At 60.1% G+C, this 25,696-nt stretch carries 24 protein-coding genes and 1 pseudogene; 7 read left to right on the top strand and 18 right to left on the bottom strand.

Annotation, left to right across the window (positions count from 1 at the left end):
• Position 1: 1 nt before the first annotated feature.
• Both ACYVHK_RS03050 and ACYVHK_RS03045 read right to left on the bottom strand, forming a co-directional pair.
• Positions 2–541 carry a hypothetical protein gene (locus tag ACYVHK_RS03050; RefSeq protein WP_460527468.1) on the bottom strand — a complete coding sequence of 180 codons (540 nt, stop codon included), beginning with the start codon at positions 539–541 and terminating at the stop codon, positions 2–4.
• Complete coding sequence (locus tag ACYVHK_RS03045) at positions 538–1,782, bottom strand: TolC family protein (protein WP_460527466.1); 1,245 nt, start codon at positions 1,780–1,782, stop codon at positions 538–540. Before ACYVHK_RS03045 ends, ACYVHK_RS03050 begins: the two co-directional genes overlap by 4 nt.
• Positions 1,783–1,954: 172 nt before the next feature.
• On the opposite strand from ACYVHK_RS03045, the gene ACYVHK_RS03040 reads away from it, so the two are divergent.
• Both ACYVHK_RS03040 and ACYVHK_RS03035 read left to right on the top strand, forming a co-directional pair.
• Positions 1,955–2,626, top strand: coding sequence for a response regulator transcription factor (locus tag ACYVHK_RS03040; protein WP_460527463.1), 672 nt, complete (start codon positions 1,955–1,957; stop codon positions 2,624–2,626).
• Complete coding sequence (locus tag ACYVHK_RS03035) at positions 2,623–4,035, top strand: sensor histidine kinase (RefSeq protein ID WP_460527461.1); 1,413 nt, start codon at positions 2,623–2,625, stop codon at positions 4,033–4,035. Before ACYVHK_RS03040 ends, ACYVHK_RS03035 begins: the two co-directional genes overlap by 4 nt.
• 52 nt (positions 4,036–4,087) lie before the next feature.
• Here the strand turns inward: ACYVHK_RS03035 and ACYVHK_RS03030 are convergent, their stop codons facing one another.
• The 5 genes from ACYVHK_RS03030 to merR form a co-directional block, all read right to left on the bottom strand.
• On the bottom strand, positions 4,088–7,207 hold the full coding sequence (locus tag ACYVHK_RS03030) for an efflux RND transporter permease subunit (protein ID WP_460527459.1): 3,120 nt from the start codon (positions 7,205–7,207) through the stop codon (positions 4,088–4,090).
• Complete coding sequence (locus ACYVHK_RS03025) at positions 7,204–8,709, bottom strand: efflux RND transporter periplasmic adaptor subunit (RefSeq protein WP_460527457.1); 1,506 nt, start codon at positions 8,707–8,709, stop codon at positions 7,204–7,206. The genes ACYVHK_RS03030 and ACYVHK_RS03025 overlap by 4 nt, the downstream gene beginning before the upstream one ends.
• Positions 8,706–9,956: a TolC family protein gene (locus tag ACYVHK_RS03020; protein WP_460527455.1), complete on the bottom strand. Its 1,251-nt coding sequence runs from the start codon at positions 9,954–9,956 to the stop codon at positions 8,706–8,708. The genes ACYVHK_RS03025 and ACYVHK_RS03020 overlap by 4 nt, the downstream gene beginning before the upstream one ends.
• A gap of 100 nt (positions 9,957–10,056) precedes the next feature.
• On the bottom strand, positions 10,057–10,413 hold the full coding sequence (locus ACYVHK_RS03015; RefSeq protein ID WP_460527453.1) for a hypothetical protein: 357 nt from the start codon (positions 10,411–10,413) through the stop codon (positions 10,057–10,059).
• Between the two features lie 97 nt (positions 10,414–10,510).
• A complete protein-coding gene (merR, locus tag ACYVHK_RS03010; protein WP_460527451.1) occupies positions 10,511–10,909 on the bottom strand; it encodes a MerR family transcriptional regulator in 399 nt (132 codons plus the stop codon).
• Positions 10,910–10,984: 75 nt separating this feature from the next.
• Between merR and merP the strand changes: the two are divergent.
• Together merP and ACYVHK_RS03000 are read left to right on the top strand one after the other, a co-directional pair.
• Positions 10,985–11,620: pseudogene (gene merP, locus ACYVHK_RS03005) on the top strand (mercury resistance system periplasmic binding protein MerP).
• Between the two features lie 7 nt (positions 11,621–11,627).
• The gene (locus ACYVHK_RS03000) at positions 11,628–11,909 is read left to right on the top strand and encodes a GDCCVxC domain-containing (seleno)protein (RefSeq protein ID WP_460527449.1); all 282 of its coding nucleotides are present in this window, start codon (positions 11,628–11,630) and stop codon (positions 11,907–11,909) included.
• Between the two features lie 38 nt (positions 11,910–11,947).
• Here ACYVHK_RS03000 and ACYVHK_RS02995 read toward each other — a convergent pair whose 3' ends face one another.
• The 5 genes from ACYVHK_RS02995 to ACYVHK_RS02975 are packed head-to-tail and all read right to left on the bottom strand — an operon-like array spanning position 11,948 to position 16,243.
• Positions 11,948–12,520: a DUF3299 domain-containing protein gene (locus ACYVHK_RS02995; RefSeq protein ID WP_460527447.1), complete on the bottom strand. Its 573-nt coding sequence runs from the start codon at positions 12,518–12,520 to the stop codon at positions 11,948–11,950.
• A 14-nt stretch (positions 12,521–12,534) separates the two neighbouring features.
• A complete protein-coding gene (locus ACYVHK_RS02990; protein WP_460528343.1) occupies positions 12,535–12,861 on the bottom strand; it encodes a YnfA family protein in 327 nt (108 codons plus the stop codon).
• Positions 12,862–12,867: 6 nt separating this feature from the next.
• Complete coding sequence (locus ACYVHK_RS02985; RefSeq protein WP_460527445.1) at positions 12,868–13,917, bottom strand: DMT family transporter; 1,050 nt, start codon at positions 13,915–13,917, stop codon at positions 12,868–12,870.
• Between the two features lie 50 nt (positions 13,918–13,967).
• On the bottom strand, positions 13,968–14,117 hold the full coding sequence (locus ACYVHK_RS02980) for a cytochrome oxidase small assembly protein (protein ID WP_460527443.1): 150 nt from the start codon (positions 14,115–14,117) through the stop codon (positions 13,968–13,970).
• A 17-nt stretch (positions 14,118–14,134) separates the two neighbouring features.
• Positions 14,135–16,243: a heavy metal translocating P-type ATPase gene (locus ACYVHK_RS02975; RefSeq protein ID WP_460527441.1), complete on the bottom strand. Its 2,109-nt coding sequence runs from the start codon at positions 16,241–16,243 to the stop codon at positions 14,135–14,137.
• A gap of 259 nt (positions 16,244–16,502) precedes the next feature.
• Between ACYVHK_RS02975 and cadR the strand changes: the two genes are divergently transcribed.
• Positions 16,503–16,934, top strand: coding sequence for a Cd(II)/Pb(II)-responsive transcriptional regulator (cadR, locus tag ACYVHK_RS02970; protein ID WP_460527439.1), 432 nt, complete (start codon positions 16,503–16,505; stop codon positions 16,932–16,934).
• 855 nt (positions 16,935–17,789) lie between these two features.
• Positions 17,790–18,476, top strand: a complete 687-nt coding sequence (locus ACYVHK_RS02965) for a substrate-binding periplasmic protein (RefSeq protein ID WP_460527437.1) — start codon at positions 17,790–17,792, stop codon at positions 18,474–18,476.
• A 621-nt stretch (positions 18,477–19,097) separates the two neighbouring features.
• Here the strand turns inward: ACYVHK_RS02965 and ACYVHK_RS02960 are convergent.
• Positions 19,098–19,994, bottom strand: coding sequence for a GTPase family protein (locus ACYVHK_RS02960; protein WP_460527435.1), 897 nt, complete (start codon positions 19,992–19,994; stop codon positions 19,098–19,100).
• Between the two features lie 151 nt (positions 19,995–20,145).
• Positions 20,146–21,189 (bottom strand): toxin-antitoxin system YwqK family antitoxin, encoded by a 1,044-nt coding sequence (locus ACYVHK_RS02955; RefSeq protein WP_460527433.1) that lies wholly within the window; start codon positions 21,187–21,189, stop codon positions 20,146–20,148.
• A gap of 110 nt (positions 21,190–21,299) precedes the next feature.
• Here ACYVHK_RS02955 and ACYVHK_RS02950 point away from each other — a divergent pair, with 110 nt between their 5' ends.
• A complete protein-coding gene (locus ACYVHK_RS02950) occupies positions 21,300–21,545 on the top strand; it encodes a helix-turn-helix domain-containing protein (protein WP_460527431.1) in 246 nt (81 codons plus the stop codon).
• Positions 21,546–21,573: 28 nt separating this feature from the next.
• On the opposite strand, the gene ACYVHK_RS02945 is transcribed toward ACYVHK_RS02950, so the two are convergent.
• The 4 genes from ACYVHK_RS02945 to ACYVHK_RS02930 all read right to left on the bottom strand — a co-directional run bounded on the left by ACYVHK_RS02945 (position 21,574) and on the right by ACYVHK_RS02930 (position 24,962).
• Positions 21,574–22,611, bottom strand: coding sequence for a recombination directionality factor (locus ACYVHK_RS02945; RefSeq protein WP_460527429.1), 1,038 nt, complete (start codon positions 22,609–22,611; stop codon positions 21,574–21,576).
• The gene (locus ACYVHK_RS02940) at positions 22,608–23,591 is read right to left on the bottom strand and encodes a YqaJ viral recombinase family nuclease (RefSeq protein ID WP_460527427.1); all 984 of its coding nucleotides are present in this window, start codon (positions 23,589–23,591) and stop codon (positions 22,608–22,610) included. The genes ACYVHK_RS02945 and ACYVHK_RS02940 overlap by 4 nt, the downstream gene beginning before the upstream one ends.
• 92 nt (positions 23,592–23,683) lie before the next feature.
• Positions 23,684–24,001, bottom strand: coding sequence for a DUF5983 family protein (locus ACYVHK_RS02935; RefSeq protein ID WP_460527425.1), 318 nt, complete (start codon positions 23,999–24,001; stop codon positions 23,684–23,686).
• 7 nt (positions 24,002–24,008) lie between these two features.
• A complete protein-coding gene (locus tag ACYVHK_RS02930; protein ID WP_460527423.1) occupies positions 24,009–24,962 on the bottom strand; it encodes a DUF932 domain-containing protein in 954 nt (317 codons plus the stop codon).
• Positions 24,963–25,696: the final 734 nt, after the last annotated feature.

Below are 25,696 nucleotides of genomic sequence, written 5' to 3'. Positions count from 1 at the left end.
TTCATGCTTGCTCCAAGCCGCCAGCGCGGCGCTTGCGTAGGACGAGGGCGATAGCCGCAGTGGCCAAGCCGGCGACTATCCACCACAGCCAGCGGTAGCCACCCGCGCCCGATGGCGCTGCTGGTGGCTGGTCGACCACCAGCGTCGATTCGAGCAGATCGCTGTCGTCCCCGGCTGTGACGGTGAACACCAGCGGATGGCTGCCGGCTTGCGCCAATGGCTCGGCCTTCAAAACGTAATGGTCAGCTTCCGGCGTCGCGACGCCTTTGAACTTGCCGCTTTCCACCTCGATACGGGCACCGCTGACCGGGGCATTGTCAGCGTAACGGTCCAGATACAGCGTCAGCTGTGGCCCGGATTGCTCCGCCAGTAGCTCGAATAGCTCGGATTTCGCTTCGGTCCGGGGATTGAGGCCAGCCCCGCTTGCGACAGCGGGGGCCGCATCGCCGTGATCTTCACCGCCATGGGCAAAGGCGAACGGCGACAGGGTAGACAGGGTCAAGGCAAGTAGCGCCCCGTGCAGGCGTTGATTCAGTTTCATGGCAAGATTCCCAGGGCCTGGTTGTAGCGGGATACTGCGCGCGCGGCTTCCAGCCGGGTGCGCGCCAGACCTTGTTCGGCATCGAAGCGGTCGCTATCCGCCCGCAGACGGGTGGCCAGATCGATGTTGCCGAGGCGGTAGGCCTTTTCCAGCAAGTTGAAATTGTCCTGCGCCAGCTGCTGGCGCTGGCTGGCGATGGCGACGGCATCGCGCTGCAGGCGCAATTCCGTTTCGGCATTCGCAAGTTCAGCCGTCAGTTGGTGCTTGAACTTGTCATAGCCTGCCTGCGCTTCGCTCACCTCGGCACCCGCCGCGGCCTGCCGTGGACGGTTGCGGTTATCACCGCCAAACGGCAATTTGAAGCGGACAGTGAGTAATTGGTCATAGGGCTCCAGCGCACTCTGCCGCTCACGAGTGACGGCAAGGCTCAGCTCAGGTGCCTCACGCAGGTTCGTACCCGATAACGACAACCGCGCCTTTGCGGCCGCCAGACGAGTTTGAGCAGCCTGCAGCGCTGGATGGCGTTCGATGGCCGTATCGGCAGAGGCGCCCAGCACCGGCATTGGGTGTGACTCAGGTAATGTGGCGGCCACTTCAGCATCAGGCCCAGACAACTCAGCACCGGATGTTCCGCGAGAGAGGGTCAGCCAGTCGCGTTGCGCACGCTGCCAGCTGGCATCGGCCTGGGCCTGGCTCAGCTGCGCCGCTTGAGCCGCCATCTGGGCGGTGTTGGCATCTACCCGCGCCACCGCCCCTGCCTTGAGGCGTCGGGTCAGATCGCTAGCAAAAGCGGCCGCTTCAGTGGCACGTCGCTTGGCCACCGCAGCGTCGCTGCCGGCAAGCTGCATCTGCCACCATGCCTCGCGAAATTCGCCGGCAAACCGCCAGCGCGCCTCGTGCTGGGTGGCCTGATACTGATCAGCTTCAGCTTCAGCCGTGGCAACCTGGCGACTGCGCTCACCGGGCTGCCACAGCGTCATACCGAATTCCAGCTCCCATTCGCGCACACCCGTGTTGCGGTCGGTACGGTCGGTCTTGTGCGTCAGGCTCACCGTCGGCGGCTGCGGCGACCAGGCCTGTGCCGCTGCACGGCGTGCGCTCATTTCTTCTTCTCGGGCCGATTGGGCCTGGGCTTCAGGCTGAGCCCGCCAAGCCTGCTCAAAGGCATCGTGAAGAGCGGCTGCGCGCACCGAAGGCAGTGACCCCAGTAGCGTGGCGACCAGCAAGTAAGTCAAACGCATGCAATCCCCTGTCAGGCAGTAAGTCCATAACGCAACTCGCCACCTTTGATCTGTATGGTGTGCAGCTTAGCCAGCACGGCATGTCGTCAAACTGACCGCAAGATTACAAATTTGTCATCTTGCCCCGCAGGGGCCGGCGATTGGCTACGATCTCTCCTCAAGGAGTATCGACATGCATCTATTACTGGCCGAAGACGAGCAGCACGCTGGGGAATACCTCGCCAAAGGCCTGGGAGAGAGCGGCTTTGTCGTCGACTGGGTCAAGACCGGTCGCGACGCCCTGCATCAGGCACAGAGCAGCCAGTACGACGCCATCATCCTCGACGTTGGTCTGCCCGACCTCGACGGCTGGGAAGTGATCAAACGGCTGCGGCAAACCCAGCAGACACCGGTGCTGTTCCTCACCGCCCGCGACCGGGTGGAAGACCGGGTACGTGGTCTGGAACTGGGAGCGGACGACTACCTAGTCAAACCCTATGCATTCTCGGAACTGTTGGCGCGAGTGCGGGTGTTGCTGCGCCGAGGCAAGCAGCAGGAGAGCGACGTCCTGACCTTGGCTGATCTGGAAGTACATTTGCTGCGCCGCCGGGTGGAGCGGGCTGGCCAACGTATCGACCTGACCGCCAAGGAATATGCCTTGTTGCTGTTATTTCTGCGCCGGCGTGGCGAGGTTTTGAGTCGTACCCTAATCGCCGAGCAGGTGTGGGACATGAACTTCGACAGCGATACCAATGTAGTCGATGTTGCCATCCGCCGGCTTCGCGGCAAGATAGACGAGCCGTTCCAGACGCCATTGATCCATACGGTACGTGGCTTTGGTTATGTGATGGAGCAACGCGATTGAGCCGCCGCCTCCCCAACCTGTTCGCCGAGGACGCCACACTGGCCACCCGACTGGTGGTGTTGTTCACCTTGGGTTCGGCCTTGCTGATGAGTGGCGTGGGTTACTGGCTCTATCACGCACTCCAGCAGCAGCTGGATGACCGCGAACTGGCAGAAGTCCGGGGCAAGACTGAAATCATCCAGCACCTGCGTGATGAAATGGCCGGCCCCGACCAACTGGCAGTCTATCTGCCCCGCCTTCGCGATATTGCGGTGGGGCATCCCCATATCACCGTCGGCGTTCGTCGCAACGATGCCTGGCTACTCAATCCGCCGTCGATGCTACAGACCGAGCTAATGGAGTCACGGTCTGACCGCCATTTGCGCGCAGAACACATTGCATCCATCTCAAAGGCCGATACCAGCTGGTGGGTGAAGCGAATTAGCTACAAATGGGCTGGTGATGCGGCTGCAATCGAGGTTTATCTAATCATCGATGTCAGCGAGTCAAGGCAAATTCTACGGGAGCACGGCTGGTCAACCGTGGTAGCGGTATTGCTGGGTTCTTTGATCAGCGGCCTGTTAGCCTTCTTCGCGGTTCGACGGGGTTTGGCTCCGTTGAAGCAGGTAGCGGCGGAAGCCGAGCGCATGACCACAGATCGCCTCGGCGCCCCTCTCGACATTGCCCATGCCCCCGGCGAGGTACGGCGCCTGGTTGCCAGCCTGAACCGCATGCTGGAGCGGCTGGGTGAAAGTTTTCGTAGCCTGGAGCAGTTCTCGGCCGACATCGCCCACGAATTGCGCACACCACTCAATAATCTGATGCTACGTACTCAGGTCACACTGAGCCGACCGCGCGAATCGACCGAATACCAAGAGGCACTGCTGGGAAATCTGGAAGAACTGGAGCGCTTGCAGCGGATGGTGTCCGACATGCTGTTTTTGGCGCGGGCCGATCGCGGCATGCTCAAACCCGGTACCGAAGTCGTAGATTTGCGCTTGGAAGCCGACAGTCTGGCGGAGTTTTTCGAGCTGGCGGCGTCTGAACGTGGCCAGCATATCACGGTGGGTGGTAGCGCCACCGTGACCGGTGACCGGCTGATGATCCGCCGGGCCATCACCAATCTGCTGTCCAATGCCGTGCGCTATGCGCCTGACGGTGCTGCCATCGCCATCGACATCAACCCAGCGCCACACAGCACCCTGACCGTGCGTAATCTCAGCGAGGCGATCCCGGCAGATCAACTTACCCACCTGTTCAGCCGCTTTGCGCGCAAAGATGATTCCCGCAACCGCGACACCGACGGTGTGGGTCTTGGCCTGGCCATCGTGGAATCCATCATGCGTTTGCACGGCGGTACAGTATTGGCGCAAAGCCAGGGGGGCCAAATCGAGTTTTGTTTGATGTTCACATCAAATTCCATGTTTTGATAACTTTGGCCCGCGAGTCGTGACACTCGTCGACCAACGCACCAGCGGTACTTTAGCGCCTTCGCATCAAGCGATAGGCCGCCGGAATCACCAGCATCGACAACAGCGGCGCGGTAATCATCCCGCCCACCATCGGCGCCGCAATCCGGCTCATCACCTCGCTGCCGGTGCCACTGCCGAGCAAGATGGGCAAGAGGCCAGCCAGGATCACCGCTACCGTCATGGCCTTGGGCCGCACCCGTAGTACCGCCCCCTCACGTATGGCCTGGTCAAGCATATGCTCGCTCAAGGCCAGGCCATGCTCCTGTCGCTCCGCCGCGGCCTGCTTGAGGTAGAGCAGCATCACCACGCCGAATTCAGCCGCCACCCCCGCCAGCGCGATGAAGCCGACGCCGGTGGCCACCGACAGGTTGTAGCCGAGCAAGTAGAGGAACCAGACGCCGCCGATCAGCGCGAACGGCAATGTCGCCATGATCAGCACCGCTTCGTCGAAGCGGCGGAAGGTCAGGTAGAGCAGCACGAAGATAATGGCCAGCGTGGCAGGTACCACCAGCTTGAGGCGGGCGGTAGCCCGCTCCAGGAATTCAAACTGACCCGAGTAGCTGAGGCTGATGCCCGGTTGCAGCTTCACCTCGTGGGCGATGGCAGTGCGCAGGTCGGCGACCACCGATGCCAGATCGCGGTCACGTACATCGACATATACCCAGCCGGACGGCCGGGCATTCTCACTCTTCAGCATGGGCGGGCCGTCACTGACCTTGATTTGGGCCACGGTGCTCAGGGTGATCTGCGCCCCCATAGGGGTCAGGATCGGCAGGTTACGCAGGCCATCCAGCGAATCACGGATTTCACGCGGGTAACGGACGTTAATTGGGAAGCGGGCCAACCCCTCCACTGTCTCACCGACGTTGTCGCCGCCGATAGCGCTGGCGACCACCGACTGCACATCGTCGATATTGAGACCGTAGCGACTAGCCATGGCACGGTCGATATCCACGTCGATATAGCGCCCGCCGGTCAACCGCTCGGCCAGCGCCGATGAAACGCCCGGCACGGTCTTGGCGACCCGTTCCACCTGCTGCGCCACCTGATCAATGGCAGCCAGATTGGTACCCGCCACCTTTACCCCAATCGGGCTCTTGATGCCGGTGGCCAGCATGTCGATGCGGTTACGAATCGGCGGCACCCAGATGTTCGACAGGCCCGGCACCTTGACCACCCGGTCCAGCTCGTCCACCAGTTTCTCTGGTGTCATGCCTGGGCGCCATTGCGCGCGCGGCTTGAACTGGATGGTGGTCTCGAACATTTCCATCGGCGCCGGATCGGTGGCCGTTTCGGCACGACCGGCCTTGCCGAACACGCTGGCCACTTCCGGTACGGTCTTGATCAGCCGGTCGGTCTGCTGCAGCAGCTCGCCAGCCTTGGCAGCAGAAAGGCCGGGCAGTGCCGACGGCATATACAGTAGGTCGCCTTCGTTCAACGGCGGCATGAACTCGCCACCCAGCCGGGTAATGGGCCAGACCGTGGTCAGCAAGGCCAGTACGGCAATGGCCACCGTGGTCTTGGGCCGACGCAACACCGCATCCAGCACCGGCTTGTATAGCCGGATCAGCAAGCGATTGAGTGGGTTTTGTTGCTCGTTGGGGATGCGGCCTCGTATCCAGTAGCCCATCAATACCGGGATCAAGGTGACCGACAAGCCAGCTGCCGCCGCCATGGCATAGGTCTTGGTGAAGGCCAGCGGACCGAACAGCCGGCCTTCCTGCGCTTCCAGCGTGAACACCGGGATAAAGCTGAGGGTGATAATCAGCAGGGAGAAGAACAGCGCCGGCCCGACTTCGGCCGCCGCTTCTGTCATAACCTGCCAATGGTGAGCGCCTGCCAGCGTCTGGCCCGGATGTTCATGCTGCCAAGCCTCGATGTGCTTGTGAGCGTTCTCTATCATCACCACCGCCGCATCCACCATGGCGCCGATGGCGATGGCGATACCGCCCAGCGACATGATGTTGGCGTTCACCCCTTGGTAGTGCATGACGATGAAGGCCGCTATCACTCCCAAGGGCAACGCAACGATGGCGACCAGGGCCGACCGCAGGTGCCAGAGGAAGACGGCGCACACCACCGCTACGACCAGGAACTCCTCCAGCAGCTTGTGGCTGAGGTTCTGCACTGCGCGGTCGATCAACTGGCTACGGTCGTAGGTCGGCACGATCTCCACGCCCGGTGGCAGGCTCTGCTTCAGTTCGGCTAGCTTGGCCTGCACCGCCGCAATGGTGGCGCGGGCATTCTTGCCCGAGCGCAGGATCACCACGCCCCCTGCCACCTCGCCCTCCCCGTTCAGCTCGGCGATGCCGCGCCGCATCTCGGGACCGAGCTGCACGGTGGCGACGTCACCCAGCCGTACCGCCACACCAGCGGCGGCAGTCTTGAGCGGGATGGCGCGGAAGTCATCCAGGGATTTGAGGTAGCCACCCGCCCGCACCATGTACTCCGTCTCGGCCAGCTCCAATACGGCGCCGCCGATTTCCTGGTTGGCCTTGCGGAGCGCCTCGATCACCTGCTGGTGGGGGATGCCGAAGGCCGCTAGCTTGGCCGGATCAAGTACCACCTGGTACTGCTTGACCATGCCGCCGACGCTGGCGACTTCGGCCACATTCGGCACGCTCTTCAGCTCGTACTTGAGGAACCAGTCCTGCAATGCGCGCAGCTGCGCCAAGTCGTGCTTGCCAGTCTTGTCGACCAAGGCGTATTCGTAGACCCAGCCGACCCCGGTGGCATCCGGCCCCAGCGAGGCCTTGGCGGCAGCTGGCAGCTTGCCCTGCACCTGATTCAGATATTCCAACACCCGCGAGCGGGCCCAATACAGGTCGGTGCCATCCTCGAACAGCACATAGACAAAGCTGTCGCCAAAGAAGGAGTAGGCCCGCACCGTCTTGGCGCCCGGCACCGACAGCATGGTGGTGGCCAGCGGGTAGGTGACCTGGTTTTCGACGATCTGCGGCGCCTGGCCCGGATAGCTGGTGCGGATGATGACCTGCACGTCGGACAGGTCGGGCAGCGCATCGAGCGGGGTGTTCCTGACCGCCCAGAGCCCCCAGGCCGCCAGGAACAAGGTGGCGAGTAGTACCAGGAAACGGTTAGCGATGGACCAGCGAATCAGCTTCTCGATCATGGTCGGGCTCCTGACTGGCCAAACCGCTGGATGACGAAGCCGCCATCTGCCGCCACGAAATCAAAGCCGACCCGGTCGCCGACCTTGATGCCTTGGGTCAACGCCGGCTTGGCCAGCTTGAACGGCATGGTCATGGCGCCCCAGCCCACCGAGGCAATGGCCTCGTGCGACAGCGTTACCTCCTGTGCCGACAGCGCTTCGACCTTACCGACGCCGTGGTGCATCGGCAAGGCAGCACCGCTTGGCGCGGGCATGACCTTTTCGCCACTCGCTGCGCTACCCATGCGGGCAAGCACGCCACTCAGGCTGGCTTCCGAGTCGATAAGGAACTGGCCGGAGGCGACCACCTGCTGACCGACTGCCAGGCCACTGCGTATCTCGGTCTTGCCAGCCGCTTCCTCGCCCAGTTCGACTGCAACTGGTTGGAAACGGCCGCCATCCAGCGCGGCAATCACTACGTTGCGCTTGCCGGTGCGTATCACGGCCTCCGAGGGCACCATCAACGCTGGTTTGGGCTCGCCAGCGGCCAGCTGCAACTGGGCAAACATGCCGGGCTTGAACCGTCCTTTGGGATTGGCCATTTCCACCCGCACCCGCAGCGTGCGGCTCTCGGCATTGGCCTCCGGCAACACCGCAACCACCTTGCCCTTGAATGCCTCACCGGGATAGGCGGTGAAGCGGACCGCCGCCGTTTGGGTAACGTCGATCTGCCCGGCCTGCGCTTCCGGTACTGCGGCTTCCAGCCAAACGCTGGCGAGGCCATTGATCTTGGCCAGGGTCATGCCGCTGCTCAGCGTCATGCCGGCGCGCACCTCCAGCGTCTGGATCACCCCGGCGATGGGCGTAGTGATAGTGGTAATGGCATGCACCTTGCCGGTTTTTTCCACTTGGGCAATCAGCCCCTCCGGCATGCCGGTCAGGCGCAGCCGCTGGTGGGCGGCTTCCCGCAGGCTTGGGTCGCCGCTGCGGGTCAGTGCCAGGAACTCGGTTTGCGCCGCGGTCCATTCGGGCACCAATACATCGGCTAGCGGAGCACCGGCCGCCACCACGTCGCCCGGTGCTCGGCCGTGGACCCGCTCCACGAAGCCACCACTACGGGCCTGCACCACTGCCACATCGCGCTCGTTGAACTGCACGCTGGCGACAGCGTTGATAGGCTGCGCCAGGCTGGCCTGTTCGACCTTGGCCAAGCGGATGCCCAGGTTCTGCTGGATGCCGGCAGCGATCTTCACCCCAGCGACCTCGCCGCCTTCATCGGCATATTTGGGCACCAGCTGCATGTCCATAAAGGGCGATTTACCGCCCTTGTCGAAGTGCTGGTTGGGCACCATCGGGTCGTACCAGTACAGCACCTTGCGCTCCGGGGTCGTCGCGGCGCGGCCCGCTGGCAGATCGGTAGCCTGGCCGGTCAGGCGTTGCTGCGCCAGCCAGTAACCGCCAGCCGCACTCACAGCAGCAATGGCCAGCGCAATGGCGCCGAGTTTGTAGGCTTGGGTATTCATTGTTCGCTAGCCTCATAGGTGAAATGCAGCCGCGCTGCCAGTTGGGCGCGCTGGTTATTGAGGTCGATGGCTTTGAGACGGACGGCGATCAGTTCGCGACGGGCTGCCAGAACGGCGGTGAGATCGGCCTTGCCGGCACGGTAGCTGGCGGTCTGCAGCGCCACCTTTTGCTGGGCCAGGGGCTGGAAGTCTTGCTGCTGCCGCGTGATGGCCTGCTCCAGCCGGCTGTACTCAGCTAGGTCGGCTGACAGTTGCTGCTGGTGTTCACGCAGCATGGCCTCGCGTTCGGCATCAACGCGGCTCAGTTCAGCCTGTCTGGCGGCGATCTGCGGGGCCTGCCGACTGGATTGGAAGATCGGTAGGTCGAAGGTGAACTGCACCGACACCATGCCACCGAATTGGGGTGCACGATGCTGGTAGGCGAACTCCACACCCCAGTCGGGCCGCTTGCTGGCCTCCACTTCCTTGAGCTGTGCTTGGGCCATGGCCGTCATGGCGCCGTACACCGCCAGCTCGGGATGCTGCTGTAGCCGATGCTGCAAATGATCGGCTGCAACCTGATAGCTGGGTGGCTCACCTTGTAGAGGTTGATTCGCTTCCGCGCCGACCCAGCGGCTGAGCACCGCAGTAGTCACCGCCAGATCGCGCATCAGCTCATCGCGCTGCTCGGCCAGCATGGCGGCTTCTTGCCGGGGCATCACCGCATCAGCAGCCGAACCGCGGCCACCGGCGAGCTGTGCCCGGACCACGTCGGCCAGCAGCTGGTTCTCCTGCGCCAGATCGTCAAACAGCGTCTGCTTGCGCTCTAAGTAGTAACGGTTGAGCCAGGCCTGTGCAGTCTCGCGCCGCACGGTGAGCTGCACCAGGCTGCGTTCGATCTCGCTGCGGGCTACGGCGGCTTCGGCTGCCGCCATGCGGGCTTGGCGCTTACCGGCATTGGGTACTTCCTGCATCACGCCGATCTTCTGCATGGTCATGCCGTCGCGGTTCAGACGCCAGCGATCAGCTCCCGAGATCGGCAAGTTATCTACGCCCACGAACAGCTTAGGGTCGGGCAAGGCCCCGGCGGGAATGGCTGCAGCACGGGCAGCTTCGATGCTGGCGTTCTGCGCTGCCAGTTGTGGGGCATTGCGTTCGGCAGCAGCAAGGGCTGCCTGGTAACTCAGTGGGGCCGCGGGTACCGCTGTGGATAGCCCGGCAAGCACCAGCGCAGCGGCCCAAGGCTGCCAAGATGGTAAAGAGAACATGGTCCAACTCCGTGGTCAGGCTGCGCCACCGCCAGCAGCAGCCGGCGAGACAAGGCGCACCAACGCCAGCGATCAGGCCGCTGGCACGAATAGCAGGGAGTTAGATTTGACGGGGAGGACGCCAGACGCCGGAGGGTTCGGCGGCAGGCAGGCGGTTGGCTTGATGGCCAACCAGCGGTGAGTCGTTCTGGACTGAGGTGAAAACGGCAACCTTGGTGATTTGCCCCAGGCTACCGGTCTTGCACTCTTGACCGGTCTTACAGGGGCTACCGGTCTTGGCCAGATCTGCCGCATCGGCACAGCAATCCATCTTGGCCTTCATCGCCTGCATGCTCACCCCCTCGCCCGCCATCATGGGGCAAGGCGGCTGGGCATTGCCGACCACGTTCGCCCAGGCGCTTAGCGGCAGGGCAACGGCGATCAACAGCAGCAGGAAATGACGGAGTAGCGGTCGCATGTTGCGCTTGGTCAGGCTATCTGGCTCAAAGTTGCATGAATGGATTGTAGTGGCTGAAGGCAGCTTCGTGGCAAAAGCACGCCAAGACCTGCAGCCGTCACTTCCCCGCCAACAGGTCGATGATCGGACATTCGGCCCCACCGCTACCAGCGTCGCACTGCCGTACCAGGTCGCCCAACGCCTGCCGCATGGCCATAAGGTCAGCCAGCTTTTGTTCGATCAATCTCAACTTGCGCTCGGCCAGCACTCTCGTCTCACCGCAGGCATGCGCCGCCTCAAGGGTTAGTAGCAAGCCCACCTCGTCCAGTGTGAAACCCAACACCTGCGCGCGCTTGATGAAACGCACCCGCTTAGCCTGCTCTGGCGCATAGCGTCGATGGCCACTTGGCGGCTTGGATGGTTGGTCCAGCAGACCGCGCCGCTGGTAGTAGCGGATCGTCTCAATATTCACCCCGGCAGCTTCCGCCAACTTACCGATGGTCAGCTCTGCCCCCATCAAATTCCCCTTGATTCCGTACTGAGGTACGGAATTTATAGTAACACTGGGGGTCAACCAATTTGAGGAATCGTCATGGCGCAACTCACCGGGAAAAACATGCTGATCGCCGGCACATTAGCCGCCATCGGTGCGTCGGTGTGCTGTGTCGGGCCGCTCGTGCTGCTGGCGCTCGGCATCGGTGGCGCATGGGTAGGCAACCTAACGGCAATGGAGCCGTACCGACCTTTCTTCATTGGCCTGACGCTATTGTTCCTCGGTCTGGCCTTCCGCAAGCTCTACATGGTGCCGCAGGTTTGCCCTCCCGATACCCCTTGCGCCGATCCGCGCACGATTCAGCGACAGCGCCTCATGTTCTGGGCCGTGGCCTTCCTGCTTCTTGGCTTGCTGGCCGTGCCGTGGCTGGTTCCACTGCTCTACTGAAAGGAAATCCCCATGCGCAAACTACTGATTGCTTTGCTGGCCACCTTGCCGCTCGCGGTGCTGGCCGCCACCCCGAAATCCGTCACGCTGGCGGTGCAGAACATGACGTGCTCGCTATGCCCGGTTACGGTCAAGAAGTCGCTGGAAAAGGTGCCCGGTGTCAGTGCCGTTCAGGTCGATTTCGACAAGAAGACGGCCGCCGTCACCTATGACGTCGATCAAGCCACACCAGAGGCATTAACCAAGGCCACGACGAACGCAGGCTATCCGTCCACCGTGCAAAAGTGAGGCCACGATGAGCGTCGTCATTCTCGAATCCGTTCTGACCTGCCCACAGTGCGGCCATACCCAGCCGGAAACGATGCCCACGGACGCCTGCCAGTTCTATTACGAATGCCCGAGCTGCAAGACACTGCTGCGTCCGAAATCGGGCGATTGCTGCGTGTTCTGTTCGTTTGGTTCAGTGCCATGTCCGCCGATTCAACAGCAGCATGGATGTTGTCGCCAAACCGATTGCAACGGCCATAGCGACCTGAGCTTGGCCGACGTAGCCAAAACAGACTCAACTAGGCGTTGATAGCTTTGCCGAGCGGTCGCCATCGCAAGGATGGCACATTACTTGATAATTCGAGCGTCAGTTAGCCTGTAGAACAACCCTGTGGGATCGTCCTCCAGCACTTGAAATCGTCCCATCAATGCGATGGGCTCATTGCCGAACTTGATGGACTGGGTAGCCTGGATCTCGACCACTTGCTCGGGTCCACCTGGTAAACAAAACGGGCACGTCGGGGTGGTGGCGGTAAGGATGAAGTGATTTTGGGTTTCGCCTACGGTCAGTGGCAATACGAAACCCAGCAACTTGACCGATTTGCTATCGAGTGCCCGCACGCTTTGGTCAAACCGCAGGACCAGGCTGCCTTGCTGTTCGATCAGTTTCACCTTCGCCAAAGTAGGCCACGCAACGAATCCAGCCCGTTCCGGAGCCTCGAAACCGACCGGTTCGGACACGCCAAATCCATTGCCTTCGTGTTCGGGGCGGAATGGCGGTGGACTGGGTGGCTCTTCAGCCGCATCGGCTGTCGCCGTGAGGGCAGCGGGCTCATTCCCGCAACCCGCCAGTGACAACGAAACGGCTAGGGAACAGAGCAACAGCAGGACCTTATCGAAGAGATCCTTTCGCGGCTTCATAAGTGCGAGATGCCTCATACCGAGCGCCAGCCGGTGATGATAATCCCCACCCCGATCAGACATACACCCGCACCCAACCAGTCCGATGGTGAGAGCGTCACTCCATCCACAAATCGCAGCCACATCAGTGCAACGGCTATGTAGACGCCACCATAGGCGGCGTAAACACGACCACTTGCAGTAGGGTGCAAGGTCAACAGCCAAGCGAATAGAGCCAGACTCAACGCCGTCGGTATTAGCAGCCAGATCGAGCCGGCTTTGCGTAGCCAGAGATAAGGCAGAAAGCAGCCAACGATTTCCGCCAGCGCGGTGAGTAGGAACAGCAGCAGAGTCTGAATCATGGCCACTTAGTGTTCGTGCTGGTGATGCGCGTCTGGAAAATGGGCATGGCTGTGAGACATCGGCAAATGCCGGTGGCGATGGCTATGCTTGATACCCGGCGCTACCGGTTCAGCATGCTCATGTTGATGATGCTCGTCATGGACATGCTCATGCTCGTGTTCAAGAAGGTCGTGGTGATGTTCATGCTCGTGACGCTCGGTCAGATGTAGCCAGACACCCAGCGCCATCAGACTACCGGCAAGCAGTAACGGTACCGTCAACGATTCGCCCAGCAGTATCGCCAGCAAGGCCCCAAAAAATGGCGCCACCGAGAAGTAGGCTCCCGTGCGTGCGGTACCCAAATGGCGCAATCCCAAAACGAACAGTGCCAAGCTCACGCCATAGGCAAAGAAGCCGACCGTGGCCGCCCCGGCAAGCTGAGCCCAGGCCGGCAGGCTGGCACCCATGAACAGCGCCAAGCTCAGATTCACTGCCCCTGCAACCAGACCCTTGGTAGCCGCTATCCGGGTGGCGTCGTTCAACGAAACCTTGCGGGTCAGATTGTTATCGATCCCCCAGGCGAAGCAAGCGCCTAGCACCGCCAAGGCTGGCCAGACACCTGCGAAGCGGGCCTCACCAGGCCAACTCAGTACCAAGGCACCCGCCAAGATAGCCAGCATGCCCAGGGCGATGCGCCGGTCGAAGTTTTCCTTGAAGGCAAACCAAGCGAGTAGCGCAGTAAATACTCCCTCGGCGTTCAGCAATAGCGAGGCCCCCGAGGCCGGCATGGCAGATAAACCCAGCATCAACAGCACTGGGCCGGCTACGCCGCCAGCGAGAATCGCCCCTAGCAGCCAAGGCCGTTCTGTTGCAGGTAGTTTGACCGGCGCTGCACCGGTCAAAAGGCGGAACAGGCTAAGGCCCAAGCCAGAGCCCAAGTAGAGCAGACCAGCCAATAGCCAGGGGTTGGTAGTGGCCAACAACAGCTTGGCCAGCGGTGTGCCGGCACCGAACAGCAAAGCAGCTCCAATCGCGGCGGCAATGCCTGGCTGGCGGGAGTTATTTATCTGGAACACGAGCCACCTCAAATTGAGTTTGAGCGTTTATACCAAGCCTGACGATACGCTCAGCCGAACGCGCCGTGTTTGATGAAGACGCTCAACACAAAGATCGCCACCACCACGAGCAGCACTAAGGCCGTGCGGATATTGCGATGCCTAACGGCACGTTGAGCGTCATTGGATTTGTCGGAACGATCTGGGCGGGTTGGCAGCATGCTCTCTCCAGAACTGATTATTTACGCAGCAGCCGCAGGCCGTTACCCACCACCAAGAGGCTCGCTCCCATATCGGCAAATACGGCCATCCACATCGTGCCCATGCCCATAAGGGTCAGAATCAGGAAGACTGCCTTGATACTGAGCGCCAACACGATGTTCTGGACCAGGATTGCATGGGTGGCTTGCGACAAGCGAACAAAGCGGGCGATCTTGCCCAGATCGTCGTCCATCAGGGCCACATCGGCTGTTTCGATAGCGGTATCGGTGCCGGCAGCCCCCATGGCAAAACCAATATCGGCGCGAGCCAGGGCTGGCGCGTCGTTGATGCCATCACCCACCATGCCGACCGTGCCTTCGAGAGCGTAAGTCTGAATAGCCAGTTGCTTGTCTTCAGGCAACTGGTCTCCCCGCGCCTCGTCAATCCCTACCTGGTCAGCAATGGCGCGAGCTGTATGGGGATTGTCGCCGGTCAGCATCACGGTCTTGATGCCAAGACTATGTAACGTCTGAATGGCGTGACGGCTGCTTTGTTTGACGGTATCGGCTACCGCAAACAACGCCAGCACTCGCCGGCCATTGGTGAGCAGAATGACGGTCTTGCCTACCTCTTCCAGGGCGCCAAGTTGAGCCTCCAGTTCGTCCGAGCAAACGCCAAGTTCGTGGATCAAGCGATGGTTGCCGAGCTGATATGGCACGCCGCCGACCACGCCCCGTACGCCCCGGCCCGGCAGCGCGGCGAAATCCCCCACTTCCAGCAGTACGACGCCAGCCAGCTCGCCGGCCTCGGCAATCGCCAGCGACACGGGATGATCCGAACGGGCTGCGAGACTGGTGGCAATCTGGACCGCATCCAGGCCGTCAACTTGCTCCAGCAGCACGGTATCGGTCAGCACTGGCTTGCCGTGGGTAATGGTGCCGGTCTTGTCGAGCGCCAGCCATTTCAGCTTGCGACCTTCTTCCAGGTAAACACCACCTTTGATCAGGATACCGTGGCGGGCAGCGGCGGCCAGGCCGCTGACGATGCTGACCGGGGTCGAGATGACCAGCGCACAAGGGCAGGCAATGACCAGCAGGACCAGTGCCTTGTAGACCCAATCGAACCAGCCACCGTACATCAACATGGGCGGCAGGACAGCAACGGCCAGTGCAATGGCAAATACGACCGGCGTATAGACCTTGGCAAACTGGTCGACAAAGCGTTGCATTGGCGCTCGACTGCCTTGAGCGGCTTCGATGGCGTGGATGATGCGGGCCAAAGCACTGTTGCTGGCGGCGGCGGTCACGCGGTAGTCGAAGGAGCCCGCCTGGTTGATGGTACCGGCGAAGACGGTGTCGCCTATTGTTTTCTCGATGGGCAGGCTCTCACCGGTAATCGGCGCCTGATCGACGGTGGATTGCCCGTCCACCAGCGCTCCATCCAGAGCAATACGCTCACCGGGCTTGATGCGGACCAGACTGCCGATGGCCACCGACTTAGCCTCGACTTCCAACCAGCTCCCATCCGGTTGCTGCACCGTTGCCCGGTCAGGCGTGAGTTGCAGCAGGCCGCGGATCGCATTGCGCGCACGATCCAGCGATTTGGCCTCGATCAGTTCCGCGATGGTGAACAGGAACATCACCATCGCCGCTTCAGGCCATTGGCCGATTAGCAATGCCCCTGTCACCGCTATGCTCATCAGCGCATTGATGTTGAGGTTGCCGTTCTTGAGGGCAATCCAGCCTTTCTTGTAGGTACCCAGACCGCAGGCAGCCACGGCCAAGAGGGACAACACGGCCACCAGCCAGATGGGTAGGCCAGCCCAGTGCACGGCCTCGGCAGCCAAGGCGGCACCGCCCGCCAAGGCCAGCGGCCACCAGGACTGCTTGGCTTCGGGCTTGACCGTGGCCTCAGACGCATCGGTCAGGGGTTCGGGCGTCATCCCCAGGCTGCGGATGGCGGCCTCGATAGCGGGCAAAGCCTCTGCGCGGTGGACGACCGTCAGCAGCCGCTGCATCAGGTTGAAATCCAGCGCCGAGACTTCAGACATGCCACCCAACTTCTTGCGTATCAGCGCCTCTTCGGTCGGACAGTCCATCTGGGCGATGCGCAACTGGGTCTGCACGCTGCCGACCGGTACTGCCAAGGTGGTTACCGTGGCCTGGCTCGAAGCCGAGCAGGCTGTGCCGCTACAACAGCTAGATAGCGTCGACTCGGCTTCGTGGTGGGGAGCAGATCCATGAGCGTGACTTGGCTCAGTGTCATGCTTGTGCCCGCATGCATCATGGTCATGGGCAGGCTTGGCAAGGCGGTAGTCAGACATGGTGCACATCCTGGTTGCAGCAGACATAGCACATCACACACCCTGAAGTTACTATAGGGTCAAGAACTTTGGAGCGATCAGCATGAAAATCGGTGAACTGGCCCAAGTGGCGCAATGCACGGTAGAGACGATCCGCTACTACGAGAAGGAAGGACTGCTATCAGAACCAGAGCGTACAGCAGCGAACTACAGGAGCTACGGCGAACTGCATGTGGAACGACTGCGCTTCATCCGAAACTGCCGGGCACTGGATATGACGCATGGTGAAATCCGCGCCTTGCTGGGGTTGATGGACAAACCGGATGACGGTTGTGGCGCGATTAATCACCTGCTAGACGATCATATCGGCCATGTCGACGCCCGCATCGCTGAACTGCTGCAGCTCAAGCAGCAGTTAACCCTATTGCGGCAGCAATGTCAGACAGAGCGGACAACTGATGCATGCGGCATCCTGCATGGCTTAGCGACCATGGAAACCGAGACCAAGGCTGAACGACATACACATTTAGGTTGATCATGCAGGGCTGCAGTCATGGTTGCAAACTGCAGTTACAACACAGTGGGTATAAGTGCCGCCGTCCTCCCAGTAACTGCTAGGCAACCCCCCCGTCTTTGATAGCCACGCGGACCACCTACGTCCTCTGGTAGGCAAGTATGTCCGCCCCTACCTCCCGGTATCAGTTGGCCGGATTGCAGCCAAGAAGACGCTCGAATGTTCAATGCACTCACGCCGCAGAATAAAGGGTGTTGCATCTCGGTGATGCATCAATTGCCGAACCTGTGAACGAGCAGTTGTCTTCCCTCGTCCAGACGTCGACCAGCCGTGGGTGAACAATACATAACTCTTTCCTGCTGTTTGTGCCTTCTCCAGCTCCCTCAATGCCGCCTGACGTACGTTGGCCATGTTTTCGTAATAGGAACCGGCTGAGGACTCTGAAGCCCAATGAAAATCTACCTCAACCAGATTTGGCAGCTCCCTGAATTCAGTCCAGTTACGATAATCACGAGTAAATTTCATAGCCCCGCCATATTGGTCAACGAAAAAGTGCCTAACGCTCCCGGCCTTCGCAAATTGTGCGAAAGCACCCGCCGCATCACGTAGCCCGCTCGGAAGCGGAATCATGCCATGCGCCGAATTTTTGCCTCGATAACGCCTACCCCAGCCCGCTATACTTAAAAGCGTGCAGGCATTCGCGGCTTACATCCAGGATATTCGCCAGCGAGGATTTGGAACTCATCCCCAAGCCGATGTTTCCTATAAGTTGAACGTTACTTACCGGAGCCGGGCACCTTAATCTACGCCGCTCCATACTGGCGGGGTAAGCACCATGTATCGTGTCGCAAAGATAGTGCCGGGCTTACTGCTGGAATGATTGTGGCCGCCCAGGCGACCGAGCCGATCGGTATTGGCTATTTCAGTGGGTCGGCCCGCTCCAAGATTTGTGCCCTGATCATGGTGGAGATCTACAAGCGAGCCAAGATCGACACCGTGCCGGTCTCGCTCCCGGGTGCGCGCAACGCAGTGGCGGCCGAGGCCAGCGAGATCATCGGCGAATCGGGCCGGGTGACGGGCTACACCAATGCTCATCCGACCCTGACCCAGGTTACCCCTCCTATCTCTGTCTGGACAACGGTGGCTTTCTATAAGCATGGCATAGGGGTCAGGCTGAATGTACCGGCCGACTTGAAGAACTACACAGTCGGCTATGTGCGCGGCACACGCTCCGCCGAGGATGTGGTGACAGAACTGGGCCTGACCAAATTGGAGGCGGTCAGTACGCCGAATGCATTATTCAAGATGCTGAATGCAGACCGCTTCGAGGTTGCCATCGACGGTGGCACAAATGGCAGCTTCCATATCCGCCGCGGCGGCTATCAAGGCATCGACCAGTTCCAGCTCAACTCGATTCCGCTGTATCACATCCTCAGTCCGAAATATAAGGACTTGGCGCCGACGCTGAGCGACATCATCCAGCGGATGGCTGCGTCGGGCGAGTTGGCCAAGATCGCCATGCAAAAGGAAAAAGAAGTGCTGGAAAGCAGTGCAGAGCCATAAGTGAGCCGCCGCGCATTGACTCCTACAGTCAGCACCAGCATGAATAAGCATGCGTAACCAGCAGTAGCGATCAGGCTCAACTGGACGGCTGTCACCTATGACCAGCGCCTGAATTGAAGTCACATGTACTATCCACATAGTCATGGGATAACCCTGTGAGTAAGTACCCCCACCGCCAAGCGTTATAGGCGCAAACTCGATCTGAACAAAATTTAGGCAACAAACTTAGGGTATGGTTGCCTCTCCTGATACTGACATCAGACCAAGTCATCCCTCCTTGGCGCTGCCGGATAACAAGCGAACCGGGCCAACCGTTCGCAAAATTCGCCGTACCACACTCAGTTGCCTCGGCAGTCGCATCGTTTTTTGCCCCCATCACCACCCTCACTGCAAAAAAACATCCCGAGCACAAAGCCCGCTGCGTGAAATCGCAGCGGGCTTATGTCATTCAATCATTGTTTAACCGGGACAGCCCCGGGGTCGCGGCTTGGGCGGTGCCTTACGACTACCCGAGATCAGCCACAGCATCACCATCAACAGCAGCATCAGTCTGCCCATTGTTTTCCCCTTTTGAGCGACACCCATGAAAATGGGCCATCCCCGTAGACAGCCCGGCAAGTTTTAAACACGGCTACGCAGCCGCTCGAACAGCGGCCCCAGATGGCGAACGATGAACTGCCAACCGTCGTGAACCACTTCCGTTACCAGTTCCCGCACTGATTCCCACAAGGCCTTGCTCGCCTCACTGACCGATTGCGGGGATTGGCACTGCGGCTGGGTCTCTCGGTGCACGGCCCAGCGCTTCTCGCGGGGTAGCTGGTACAGCAGTTGTTCGATCAGTCCGGACAGGCCGTAGCCCTCCTCCACCGACACCACGCACATTTCGCGTAGCGGTATCCGGAACAGCCGGCACAGCCAGTCCTGTTTGGCCGCGATATGGCGGGCCTGCTGGGGGCCGGGCAGATTGCGCTTCCAGTCCCATTCCCGGCAGGGTTCGACCTTATCAGCCTGGTTAAGGACGAAGGTGACCGGGATGCCGTATTGCTGGGCCAACGGCAGGATGAGCTCCCGGTAGCACTGTTCATCGACGCTCATGGCCCGGTCATCGGCCTTGATCACCCACAGGATCAGATCCAGTTCGGGGATCAGTTTTCGGTAGAGGGCGGCGTGGTCAACATCGCGGGCTTCGCTCTCGCCGACGCCGGGGACGTCGATCAGCGAGATACCTTTGCCGCCCTTGATGGCGAACTCGATCTCCTGTGGGGAGCGGGTACAGGGTTCGACCGCACTGACCGGAGCGATGTCGCGACCGAACAGCACATTGCACAGGCTGGATTTGCCGACGCCGGTCTTGCCGAAGACACCGATGGTGGCGTGGTAATTGATGATCTGGTCTATGCCCTCGCGCAAGGTTTGCAGCTGATCCTTGGTCAGGCTGTCACTACGTTGTTGGCACAGTGCTTCAATTGCATCGTGTAACGAAGCCGATGCATCGGATGGGTTTGAAGATGGCAGCATGGTGTTCTCCTTGGCGTCCCGTTGACCCACGACCTATTCCCCTCACTCGCGTTGATCTGGTGAAGGCCTTGGTGTGGTGATGCGGGATGTGGAATGCAAACAGCCCCAGGTTTTCGCCTGAGGCTGTTTGGGGGTTATGAAACGGTGGGGGTCAGGGCTGTTTGCCGGCCCTGCACCAGCCCTCCCATTCACCGAGCTGGTCAGCGGTGATCACGGCGTCTTCACCGACGGCCTTTCTGTGGGCGGCGATCCACTTATCCAGACAGGCTTGGTCACCAGCGGTCTGGCCGGATGCACTGGCAGCATCGGTACTGCCGGTGTTATCCCCGCCGATGGGGTTGCCGGTTTCAGGATCGAACTCCACCGGCGTGATCTGCTGTACGCCGCCGCGGTAGATCTGGAGTTTGATTTTCTTGCCCTGGGCGTTGAAGGTGATGACTTCGCCATCAAGGTAGCCTTGGACATACTGGCCACGCTCAATCACGTTACCCGTGGCGGCATCGTACTTCTCGTATTTACCGTGCAGCGCCCCATCCTCAAAGTTGCTGATGGCTTGCTGTTTGCCGTTCTTGTAATAGCTGATCCGCTCCCCAGAACGCTTGCCCATCAAGATGCCACCCCGCAATGCCAGCTCGCCGGTATCCAAGTAGTAACTTTCCTCTTCCCCCGTCTGCAACCCGGCGGTAAACGTGCCGCGGTAAGCGAGCTTGCCAGTTAGCATGCTGAATATCCGGTAGTCGCCATCCTGCACCCCTTTGCTGAAGTGGGCCGTGACCAACGGTTTGCCATCGCCCTTGTCTTGGAAGATCGTGGCCTCGCCGTCGATCTGGCCATGGGTATAGCCGATCTCGATCGACTTTTGATGGCTACCTTCCATGCTGCAGACCGCCTTGCCGTTGGGCAGACCGTCGGAGAATCGGACGTCGCAGCGTTGCAACGCATAGACCGCGCCCGCTGGCATGTTCTCCAGGGAGAAGTATTCGTTTACATAGGGAAAGGCCAAGCCCTCCCGAGGGAGCGACATCAGCGGGATGTGGGTGACTTTGCCCGAGTACGGCGAGTTACTGCCTCCGGCATAGAGAAGACCATTGGAGATTTCAGCATTCCGGAAATCCAGCGTCTGGGTGAAATAGTGATAGCCCCACGCGCCAGCCACGATGGCCAGCACGATAGCCACGGTTTGAATCTGTTTCATGTTTTCCTCCCGAAAATTTTGAGCCCTATGACGACTCTATTGATTAGAAGCAACCAAATGGGTCGTAAATACCGTGGTCGTCAACGCATCATAGCGCGACGATTTTCGGCATGCCAAGAGTCTCAGGAAGCGCTGATAAGGATGCGAATCTCGCCCGTTTGGGTGCGACCATTCGTGCGCGTCGCAAAACCCTGGAACTCTCCCAGGAGGCATTGGCGGATGCCGCAGAGATTGATCGCTCCCATATGGGCAAAGTTGAGCGGGGCGAGCGCAACGTCACGCTGTTGAATGTCATTCGGATTGCCAAGGCACTGAACTGCAAGCCATCAGAATTGCTGGCGAGTGCGGGCCTGTAAAACCGGCCCGCAGCACCTAGCTCTCAACTTAAGTAGCATTGATCTGCTGTGATCTGCTCTCTTGGCCAAGTTTGGTAGTCAACGGAGCGGCCCGAACTCGCGACCTGCCATTATCGAGAGCGGGTCCACGGACAGGTTGGCTCACTTCCGGGGCCGCCACCCCTTGTTTCGGTGAATAGTCCGAACCCGCTAAGCCATCGGACTGTCCCTCCGTCACCGGATAGAACTCCTCAAGCAACTGCGGCACCTCATCCTCGCCATCCTCGAACTGGCCGTTCTGTAGTAGCTGCAACGCCGCCTGTTCCAGCCCGGCGATGTCCACCCCGGCTTCTCGGTAGTCATGGGCTTCCGCCTTGGCGTAGCAGACTGCTTCCTGCAGGCTGTCACCGTCCCGCAAAGTCAGATCGACGTAGTACACCGGTGCCCGATGCGACTGGGTGGTGCTCTTGGCCCGCAGCTTGAGCAGCAGCGGCAGGTGGCGGGTGTTACCGCCACTGACCGCTTCGAAGTAACGCAGCCTAGCTGCCAGCGTCCGTACTGAGTTGTAACCGGTCGTGCGGAAGATGAAGCTGCCCAATTCATCCTGCTGACCATCGATCTGCACATTGAGCCGGCCATACAGCTTGCAGCCGGCTCTGACCCCGAACTCGCAGCGCTCCGGCGTCGGGCAGCTGGTTTCTTCAAGGCCGGTAGCATTAACCCGTTTGGCCTTCTCGCCATCGCCGACACACAACGGCCGACCAGTCTTGCGGTCGAAGGCACTGAACTCGGCACGCAGGTTGAGATCACTGCTGTTGAACAGCAGCCGGATCGGAATGGCGCGCAGCTTGGTGTTGGCCTGTCCTGTCTGGCCAGTTTGGCCGGACTGGTCCGCACTGGACTTGGCGGCCTTCTCCAGCAGCACCTGATGCAGTGGATGCAATATCCAGCCATCCTTACCCTGCACTTGGGTGGTGAGGGTAAAACTGTCGTCCTTCTCCGGCAGTCGCTGACCGTTGCGTTCGACCACGCGGCCGATGCTGATCCGGCCAATGACCGGTGGGGTGATGGCGAGACCTTTGATCATGATGGGCTCCTCGCGGTACTCACCGTAAAGCGGCGAGCACCGAGTAAGGGTTTGAGATAGCGCTGCGACAACTTGGGGTAGTCCGACTGCAGCCGTTCCCAGTCCGGTATCTGACCATCCTTGCTGCGTTTCCAGCTGACCTTGCCTTGCTGGAACTGGGCAGTGGTGGCGGGACCGAGCGCGTTCTGGATCTGCTGCTTGAGCCGGTCTTCTTCGGCTTCGGCCTCAGCCTTGGCAATACGGGCTTCCAATAGCGATTCGAACAACCGGTTGAATTCAGCCGACTCGGACAGATCGACCACCAGGCCGTTGTCCTTGGGGTAAAGCCAAGAAAGGGCCTGGCCAGCGTCGGCCGAGCCGTCGGGTGGTGGTTGCAGGTCATCCAGCACGCAGGCCCAGAACCGGTGTTCACGCTGAATCAAGTCGGCGATCTTGTCGTCATCGCGTTCGATCCGATAAATCCGGAAATCCTGGCCGGCGATCAGCACCGCCACATCGGCCCATTCGTGGCCGGTCACTGCTAGCTGGTGCAACACCTGGCACTGGTAGGCAATCGGAATACCGTCTTCCCACTGCGGTGCGCTGTGATAACCGGCAGTCTTGATCTCCAGCACACCGGGGCCTTCCGGCAGGCCGACGATCTCCCGATCCAGATTGGCCAGCATGAAGTCATGCTCGGGGTGCTGCAGTACGGCGTTGACGCGACGGACCTTGTAGCCGGTGCGTTCCTGGTAGACCGATGACAACACCGGTTCGAGGATCTGGCCCCAGATGATGGATTCCTTGTCGGACAGGTCTTCCGGCTCCTTGCGACCGGATTTCTCTAGCCACAGGGTGAGCGCGGATTTGTACGGCGATAGACCAATGGCCACCGCGGCATCAGATGAACCGATGCCCTGCTGCCGAATCGCCAGCCAGTCTTCGCGGGACAGACCAACCGTAGATGCCAGGCGTTTGGCCTGGCCGTGTTTGTTACGCATAGAAACCTCCAGACAGACATAAAGACACCCGGCCTGCGTAAGCAGGACCGGGCGTCATGGGGGTGATAGGTAATGCGAGGTAGAAAGACGGCTCAGGCCAAGGAAGCCAGCAAGTCGGGCTGATGCGGTGAGGGAGGCGATGATGGGTGGGCGAAGGTCGGCAGTGTTTCGATCAGATCGCCGTCGGCATCGAACCGAATCCAGCACTCTTCGGGATATACAAAGGCCAGCCATTCCTGCAGGCCATCCAGCTCAGTTGGGTAGTCGCTCTGCTCAAACGAGGCCAGATTGACGAACAACCCTTCCCGATACAGCGCGGTCTGGGCATGTTCAGTGAGCCAGTCGATGGTGGTGGCTTGCAGGTGGGTCTGACTCAGTACGGGAACAATGAGCATCCATTCATGCGCCATGATCGCCTCACTGGGTCAGCGCCATGGCACGGGCCAGGGCTTTGTGTTTGAGCTGGGCACCCTGACCGAACCAGGCCGAGTCGAGACGATGATCCTGACTACGAGCACGTCGAGAATGGTCGACATACTCAGTCACGGCATTGAGCAAACCCCACGCGGTACCGCGGGCACCGGGCAGTAAGGCGCCCATGCCCAGGCCGCTATACAGCGAGGTGACCTGGGTCATTGCCCGCGACAGCGGCGTGCCTTCCATATCGACCACCTGCTCATCCAGCACTTCGCTGAAGTACTGCGCTGCCTCGGCTGCGCTGATCGGTCGATCCGCCAGTGCCTTGAGGTTGCCGATAAAGGCCTCCCAGCCCGACAGGCCCAGACCCAGCGCTTCCTTGACCAGCTTGGGATCGAACAGGGTCGAGTGCGGCACCTTCACTGCGCCGGTGCTGTCACCGACCGCCATTTGCAGGGTGTTGTTGCATACCACCCGGATCGACGTGAACTGGGCGGTCGTGCACAGCGTGCCGTCACAACTAGTGGCCAGCAGTAGATAAGCCTGCACGCGGTCACCGCCCTTGAGCAAGGCTTCCTGCCCGGTACGGGCCAGGGCCCACAGCTTGCGACCACCCTTGATCACCCCGGCGGTTTCCAGTTCGAAGCCGCCGGCATGCACCAGGTCATTGTAGAAGTGCAGCACCTCATGGGGTTGAACCACCTTGTAACGGGGTGACACCACCGACAGTGGCGCCAGGGTGTCGGAGCGGAACAAGACCTTGGCGTCGGGGTTGCTGCGGACGTGTAAACCGTCGCCGGCGACGTTGAACAGCACATCGCTCTGCTCGATGGTCCAGTCCATGCCAGCCTCGGTAAGCCAGGTGTCGAAGGGTTGCTTGGGGGATAACGGATTACCCAGGCCGTGCCAGGGCGTTTGGCCGGTGAAGGCCATGGTTTCGATGAGGTGTGACATATCGGGGCTCCAAGAATGACAAAGCCCGGCGCGGGGCCGGGCTTGAAATGAGGTCTTGATCGGCTGGATCGGGACCTATCGGGTGTGTTTCAGGTTGGTGATATAGGGCTGAAAAATTATAACTTTCTAGAATATGTCGCTTAATGTGTCGCAGCTACATAAATTGCGACTGTCGCATAATTAATTTCGTAGAGTGCCATGCTTGATGACGTCTACGAACTAATTTCCCATCTGTCGCACGTCGTAGAAATGTCATTACAAACCATGGTAGTAGGGGAAAACCGAACTCAAGCGAAGCCGGATTACTGACGCGAGCCTACCGTTCGCACCTGGGAGCCACTAAATGGATTCGAAAATAACTTCTGTAATTCGTTTTCCCGCCTCCGGCACAGCTTTCCCGCTTTAGGCTGGATATTTCCCGCTAGTTTTTTTATTTGCCATGCGTAATATTCAGCACGTAATGCTGCTGAGGAGTAGCGCCAACTAACAAAATCCTAATGCGGGAGCGTTCAAGACATCAGTTTCTGACATGCAGAAGATTGTGGCGAACAAAGGAAACAGGGAGGTGCTAAAAAGCACATCTAACGTTAATTCCACACGAGAAAGCAGGAGAAAATTTGTAGAAACGCCCACTACGGAGGCAGTTATTTAATTTCAAAAAGGAAAATCAATACCGGATTATATGTTTTTATTATTTAATAGTTTATTACCTAATTAAATGCAAAGGGGAATAT

This window comes from Chitinimonas naiadis (assembly GCF_054780835.1).
This window is presented reverse-complemented; position numbering and strand designations above follow the sequence as displayed.